The organism is Chamaesiphon sp. OTE_75_metabat_556 (genome assembly GCF_031378165.1).
GTDB lineage: Bacteria > Cyanobacteriota > Cyanobacteriia > Cyanobacteriales > Chamaesiphonaceae > Chamaesiphon.
In genome coordinates, this window is record NZ_JANNDR010000349.1 from 1 (window position 1) to 7,115 (window position 7,115).

The 7,115-nt window shown below is 48.5% G+C and carries 6 protein-coding genes; all 6 read left to right on the top strand.

Going from position 1 to position 7,115, the window contains the following annotated elements; translation table 11 throughout:
* Positions 1–540: TIGR02466 family protein (locus RMO27_RS14135; protein ID WP_309733564.1), on the top strand; the 540-nt coding region annotated here is incomplete at its 5' end.
* A gap of 199 nt (positions 541–739) precedes the next feature.
* Positions 740–1,084 carry a hypothetical protein gene (locus tag RMO27_RS14140; protein ID WP_309733566.1) on the top strand — a complete coding sequence of 115 codons (345 nt, stop codon included), beginning with the start codon at positions 740–742 and terminating at the stop codon, positions 1,082–1,084.
* Between the two features lie 130 nt (positions 1,085–1,214).
* A complete protein-coding gene (locus RMO27_RS14145; protein ID WP_309733568.1) occupies positions 1,215–2,255 on the top strand; it encodes an agmatinase family protein in 1,041 nt (346 codons plus the stop codon).
* A 154-nt stretch (positions 2,256–2,409) separates the two neighbouring features.
* Positions 2,410–4,842, top strand: a complete 2,433-nt coding sequence (locus RMO27_RS14150; protein ID WP_309733570.1) for a heavy metal translocating P-type ATPase — start codon at positions 2,410–2,412, stop codon at positions 4,840–4,842.
* Between the two features lie 249 nt (positions 4,843–5,091).
* Complete coding sequence (rpsD, locus tag RMO27_RS14155) at positions 5,092–5,700, top strand: 30S ribosomal protein S4 (RefSeq protein ID WP_309733572.1); 609 nt, start codon at positions 5,092–5,094, stop codon at positions 5,698–5,700.
* 335 nt (positions 5,701–6,035) lie between these two features.
* Positions 6,036–7,115: NACHT domain-containing protein (locus RMO27_RS14160; protein WP_309733574.1), on the top strand; the 1,080-nt coding region annotated here is incomplete at its 3' end.

Sequence of the window (7,115 nt, forward strand, 5' to 3'; positions counted from 1 at the left end):
ACTAATCCAGCTTTTGCGTGGATTGTCGAGCAAGTAGAGCGGCATACAGCGATCTATTTACTAGAGCTGGGTGTAGATCTACCAAAGTTAGATCTATATATTCAACGCGCTTGGCCGATCGTCTCGCGGACAGAACAAGAAATTGGTGCTCATTGTCACAATACCGCTCACATTAGTGCGGTTTACTATATTAAAGTACCTGCCGAAGGTACTTACGATCCTGGTAGGTTGGTCTTCTTTGACGATGCGCGGGTAAATGAAGTCAGTCCGGGACTGGGGAGTGAAAATACCGATATTCTCGCTGAAGATAACTATTTCAATCAACTGCAAACAGCCTACATCCCCGTTGCCGGACGATTGATGATGTTTCCGGCCAAACAACGTCATGCGGTCACGATGAATGAGACTGAAGATCTCCGCGTCTCTCTATCATTTGATATCGTCTTGACTGCAACTGGTGCGGCTTCAGGAGCTTATGAGTTTTTGACACCACCGCCCCAACAGTGGCAAAAATTTAAGTCTGTTCGTCCGAGTCTTTAGCCATTGCCGCTCAGTTGGAGGGAACATTAAGTAAAGTAACGTGAGTCAAATAGTAGAGCGATCGCTCTCATCCTGAAAATATGGATGACATGATGCGCGTCTTGTATAGAGTTATGAGCCAGATCGCAGTTGACGAATCTTGCCTCGATCGGTTAATGTTCAGAATTATATAGTGTCGATTTTTAAGATTAATTAATTTATGAAAAGATTTTTACTTTTATTTCTATCGGCACCTACTGTCCTCAGTGCGATCTTACCCCTAGTAACAGCTACTGCCCCAGCAATAGCAGCCCAGCCCCCAGGGCAGAGCAAATTTTGTGTCAACCCACATGGCAAACTTGTCTGTGTCAAATCGGTACAAGTAGCTAGCAACAATCCGAAGGCGGCACTAATTGCCAAAGCCGAAGCGGAAGCCAAGAATCCTGACGCGTTTATCAATTTTAACGATGAAGAAAGTGATGCTGCTGCCGCAATGTTTGGCTGCGATTGTCCGGCTTGTATCCGCTCCCTCCGCCAACTGCGCACCATGGCACAAGTTAGTTAGATTAGTCGATCGAGCCTAGTAGCTAGTTGTCTATAATAGAAGGATCGCGATCGACAGTTGCAAATAGATATATTTCGAGCTGAATTGCCGTCGATCGTGGCTAAAATCCTTACTCCAAATTAGATCGTCCATGTCCAGCAATCGATCGAGCCATAATTTAGCTAATTACGATCCCAGTGATGTCGGTCGAGTCAATGGTAATTTATTTGGATTGCCATTCGATTACGAGTCCGCGCAGATAATTATCTTTGGTGTGCCATGGGAAGTAACTGTTTCGTATAATCCCGGTACAGCGGCAGCTCCACAGCGGATTCTCGATGCTTCACCCCAGTTAGATTTGTATGATTTCGATCGACCTGATGGTTGGAAAAGGGGTATTTATATGCCACCAATCGATCCAGATTTAGTCACCAAAAACAATTATTATCGCCACCAAGCAACCCAAATAATCGATCGATTGGAGCAGGGGAAATCGATCGCTGATGAACCAGATTTGACACCCATATTGGCTGAGATCGATCAAGCTGGGGCAGATCTCAACCAATGGTTATTCGATCTTTGTGTGAACGCATTATCCGTAGGCAAAAAAGTCGGTGTGATCGGTGGCGACCATAGTGTACCATTGGGTTACATGCAAGCTTTAGCAACTCATCATCCTGATTTTGGAATCCTCCATATCGATGCTCATTCAGATTTGCGGGATGCCTATGAAGGCTTTGAGTATTCTCATGCATCGATTATGTTTAATGCGCTCAAAATCCCCCAGATTTCCAAGCTGGTACAAGTGGGGATTCGGGATGTTTCGCAAGTGGAACTTGAATATATCGCCACATCGCAAGGACGGGCGATTGCCTACTATGATTCACTGATTAAACAACAGCTTTATGCTGGTAAAACTTGGTTGAGTATCTGTGAAGACGCGATCGCCAATTTACCTCAGAAAGTCTACATTAGTTTTGATGTCGATGGTTTAGATCCCAAACTTTGTCCGCAGACGGGGACGCCAGTACCTGGTGGTTTGGAATTGGAGCAGGCGTTTTGTTTGTGTCGTGAAGTGATTCGTAGTGGGCGGGAGATCGTTGGCTTCGATTTGTGCGAGGTTGGCGATGCCGAATGGGATGGCAATGTCGGGGCGAGAATTGTGTATAAATTAACTAATTTGATGAGTTAGTAGGGGTAATTCAGGAATTACCCCTACCCTGTGAGTTTTAAAACCTTCATCGATTCGTTATGGCTTTTTGGGAGTAGATTGGTCAAAATTAAGACTCAGCCCTAATTGTTCACTTCCGATCCGCAGTATGGTAAACAGCACTTCAACTCCGGTTATGGACACAACCGCGATCGTCATCGATGTCGCGGGGATGAAATGTGCGGGGTGCGTCAGTGCGGTCGAAAAACAACTCCTCGCCCAGCCAGGAGTCCAGTCTGCCTGTGTCAATCTCCTGACTGGAGTAGCCGCGATCGAAATAGAACTAGCAACAGCTACAGGTGTCGATCTGGCTGCGAAACTAACCGCTAGTGGTTTTCCCAGTCAACCCCGAACTGCCACCGATCTGACGGCTCGATCGCAAAGATTGGCGCAGCGACAGTCAAAATATGCCCAAGAGTCAAAACAACTATTATCGCAACTGATTACGGCGGGTGTATTGTTGGTGCTATCGGCACTAGGACATTTGACGCAACCTAGCATCCATGAGCATCATCACTATTTTTCCCTGAATAATTTTTGGTGGCATTGGGGTTTGGCGACACTAGCGATCGCGATTCCCGGTCGATCGATCCTGGTGGATGGTTGGCGCAGCTTGTGGCATGGCAATCCCAATATGAATACCCTCGTCGGACTAGGGATTTTGACTTCCTATACTGCCAGTGTCGTCGCACTGCTATGGCCGAATTTGGGTTGGGAATGCTTTTTTGAAGAACCCGTGATGATTATCGGGTTTATTACCTTGGGGCGCACTTTAGAACAACAAGCCAAACATCGGGCAGCAACGGCATTCGATCGATTGCTATCGCTCCAACCGATTTCAGCGCGATTGGTGAGTGCCAATCCCGTTGGCGTAGCCTCTCCCCTGGAGAATCGATCTCAAGCCATCGAGATTCCGGTAGAACAGGTCAAAGTTGGCGAATATCTGCGGGTACTTCCAGGCGAAAAGATCCCCACTGACGGCGCGATTCGCTGGGGTCAGACGACGATCGATGAGTCGGTAATCACGGGTGAATCGCTCCCTGTCTTCAAGCAAGTCGGCGATGTAGTTATCGCCGGCACCGTCAATCAATCTGGGGCGATCTCGATCGAAGTCACGCGCACGGGGGACGATACGACGCTGGCGCAAATTATCGCCCTAGTTGAAGCCGCCCAAATTCGCAAGGCTCCAGTCCAGAAATTAGCCGATACTGTCGCTGGATACTTTACCTATGGCGTTTTGGCGATCGCGACCCTGACTGGATTATTTTGGTACTTTATTGGCATCCATAACCTCGATTTAGTTCCGCCAGTATCCACGCTCACGCCGCTCAAAGCCGCGATCGCGGTGATGGTAGTTGCTTGTCCTTGTGCGTTGGGTTTGGCCACGCCGACGGCGATCCTCGTGGGAACTGGTATCGGTGCTGAATCGGGGTTATTAATCAAGGGTGGCGATGTCTTGGAAGCTGTCCATCGCTTGGATACAGTCGTATTCGACAAGACTGGCACCCTGACACAAGGTCAGCCCCAAGTTACGGATGTGCTTACCGCTGATGAAAATATCTGCGCACACAAATTGCTGCAACTAACTGCTGCCGCTGAAAGCGGCACCAATCATCCGTTAGCTACCGCCATCGGGCAAGAAGCAACACGATTGGGTCTGACTTTACCGATCGTGCTTGATGCTCAGACAGAAGCTGGATTGGGTGTTTATGCAACGGTACTCCTGACACCGCCGATCGTCGAGCAAGCGCAATCAACAAGCGGTGGCAACCAATCAGAATGCTACCAAGTGATTGTTGGCAATCAAAATTGGCTCACAGCAAAAGGTATCGAGATCGAAACCGAGTGGCAAGCACGGGCGCAACTGTTGGCAGAGGCGGGTAAAACTGTGATGTATGTCGCAATTGTCTCCGCAGAACAGTCGTTAAGCAAAACTACACTCGGATTAATCGGCGTGACCGATTGCTTGCGCTCCGATGCGATCGAGACAGTAAAACATTTGCAAGATATGGGTTTGCGGGTAGTAATGGTCACAGGCGACAGGCAACCTGTTGCTGACCTGGTGGCCGCACAAGTGGGAATTACCGAGATCTATGCCGAAGTTCTGCCGCAAGATAAAGCGCGGATCGTCGCCGCCTTGCAAACAGATCCCACCAATCCAGAGATCCGGTACCAAGTCGCGACGATCGGCGATGGTATCAACGATGCGCCAGCTCTCGCGCAAGCCGATATTGGAATTGCGCTCAATGCTGGTACCGATGTGGCGATCGATGTGGCGGATATTATCTTGATGCGCGATCGCTTATTGGATGTAGTTGCCGCGATCGAGTTGTCGCGATCGACACTCACCAAAATTCGTCAAAACCTATTCTGGGCGGCTATTTACAACCTAATCGGCATTCCCGCCGCCGCAGGCATACTCTACTGGTTTGGCTGGGGCGCACTACTGAGTCCCGCCGCCGCTGGCGCATTGATGGCCTTGAGTTCGGTTAGTGTCGTTACCAATTCGCTCTTGCTACGATGGGGGAGAGGCAAAAGTGCGATTGATTGCGAACGAAAGATCGGCTAAATAACGATACTGCCTAGATTCGGATCGACAAAAAAATTGGCTAGATCAACTAGACCGGAAAATTTCTGCAATAGAGCTGAAATCTGGAGTGAGGCACGATCGAATTTCTGTCTCGATCGTCCTCATTGGGCATAAATTCCCTCACAAATCTAGTTCGACGATCGCAATCGCGTTAAGATACTAGTCAGAACTCCCCTGGTATGTAACAATGGGAGTTTTGCGTTAAGTATTAAGCACTAAGGAAACTGTATGTCCCGATATCGCGGACCGAGACTGAGAATTACACGCCGTTTAGGCTCTTTACCCGGATTAACCCGGAAAGAACCGCGTCGTGCATATCCCCCAGGTCAACACGGTCAAAACCGGAAAAAGCGTTCTGAATACGCCATCCGTCTCGAAGAAAAGCAAAAATTGCGGATGAACTACGGTGTCACCGAGAAGCAAATGCTCCGCTACGTGCGGAAAGCAAGACGCGCTACTGGTTCTACCGGATTAGTTTTGTTGCAATTACTCGAAATGCGGTTGGATAATACCGTATTCCGGCTCGCCATGGCTCCAACAATTCCAGCAGCACGGCAACTAGTCAACCACGGCCACGTCACCGTCAACGGACGCACTGTGGATATTGCTAGTTATCAATGTCGTTCTGGTGATGTCATCGGTGTTCGCAATCGTGAAGCATCACGCAAATTGGTCGAAGCCAATCTGCAATATCCAGGATTAGCTAACACTCCCAACCATTTGGAATTCGATAAACCTACTTTAGTTGGTAAAGTAACGGGCACGATCGAACGTGAGTGGGTAGCTCTTCAAGTCAATGAGCTACTGATTGTCGAGTACTACTCTCGCCAAGCCTAGAGATTGTGGATTTTGGATGGCGGCTGCATCCAAAATCTATATCTCTTGGTTACTTTGGATGTTTTGTTATTCATAGGTAGCGATCTACAGCATCGCTAATATTTTCTTCTACGCTAAAATGTGTGACAGGGGATTATCGATCCAAGTTGTCTAAGAAATCAAACCCACATTCCGCTGTTTCAAGCACCCTTGGGGGTGTGCTTGCGCATTCGACTCAAAAATAAGTGGCTAATTTAATAACTAAATTCTGCTGGCGTTCTCCCGATCTCACCCAATGTAACGATCGAGATTGAATCGAGTAACATAGAGAACAAGAACATCTAGTTACCGCTGAGATGCTGGCAGTCGATCGATCGAAATACCTAGAATTTGTCCTGACAGATCCCCATCACTGCGGGAACAATTCGTTCTACACGGCGACGGATGCCCTGTTGACTCTAGAAGCAGAAATAGTTAAACAGGAAGAACCAGCCGCCGAACGGGAGGAACGCACCCAGAAGCAGATCGAACATTTGCCAGTGCTGGAGATGCTTCGCAAATATGGACTGGGAGCAGAACGAGAGCATTTACTCCTAGCCGGAAAGCCAGGTTCGGGAAAATCCACCACCTTACAGCGGTTGTGTGTAGAACTGGCAGAAATAGCCTTGAAGGAAGCAAACCAACCAATCCCCGTTTTTGCTCAATTGAAGGGCGATAAACCGATCCTGACCTTAATTCAGGCTGAATTTCTGCGTGCCAAACTGAGGTTGACAGACGAACAAATCGACGATCTGCTGCTGGTAGATAAATTAATATTGCTACTAGATGGGGTGAATGAAATTCCCTCAGAACAATTGCGGCAGGAGTTATACGGTTTTCGGGAAAATAATCTGACTACGCCGATCGTCTTTACAACGCGGGATTTGATGGTGGGGGGTAGTTTGGGCATCGATCGGCGGTTGGAAATGCGCCCGCTGACTGAGGATCAAATGCGGGAATTTGTCCGTCAACACCTACCGGAATATGGGGATAAGTTATTAGGGCAACTGCGCGATCGATTGCGGGAGATTGCCGAAACACCGTTATTACTGAAGATGCTCTGTGAGGTGTTCGAGCCAGCCACGGGGCGGATTCCCCAGAATAAGGCGGAATTGTTCGAGCTATTCGAGCGCAAGTACCAACGCCACAAGGAGGGTGTAGTAATTTCGGCAGATTTTCGGCGGTTTCAGTCGGAGATATTGCAATATCTAGCTTTTACCATGCTCCAAGGGGATGCCCAGAAACCGACTGAGGCTTGGCTGACTTTATCACGCGATCGAGCGGAGAGCATGTTAGAAGCTTGGCTGAAGCAGCGGGGCGAGACAGATCCAGCGAGTAAGGCGAAGGAATGGTTGGAGGATTTGGTGGAGCATCATCTATTACAGGTGGCGGCAGAT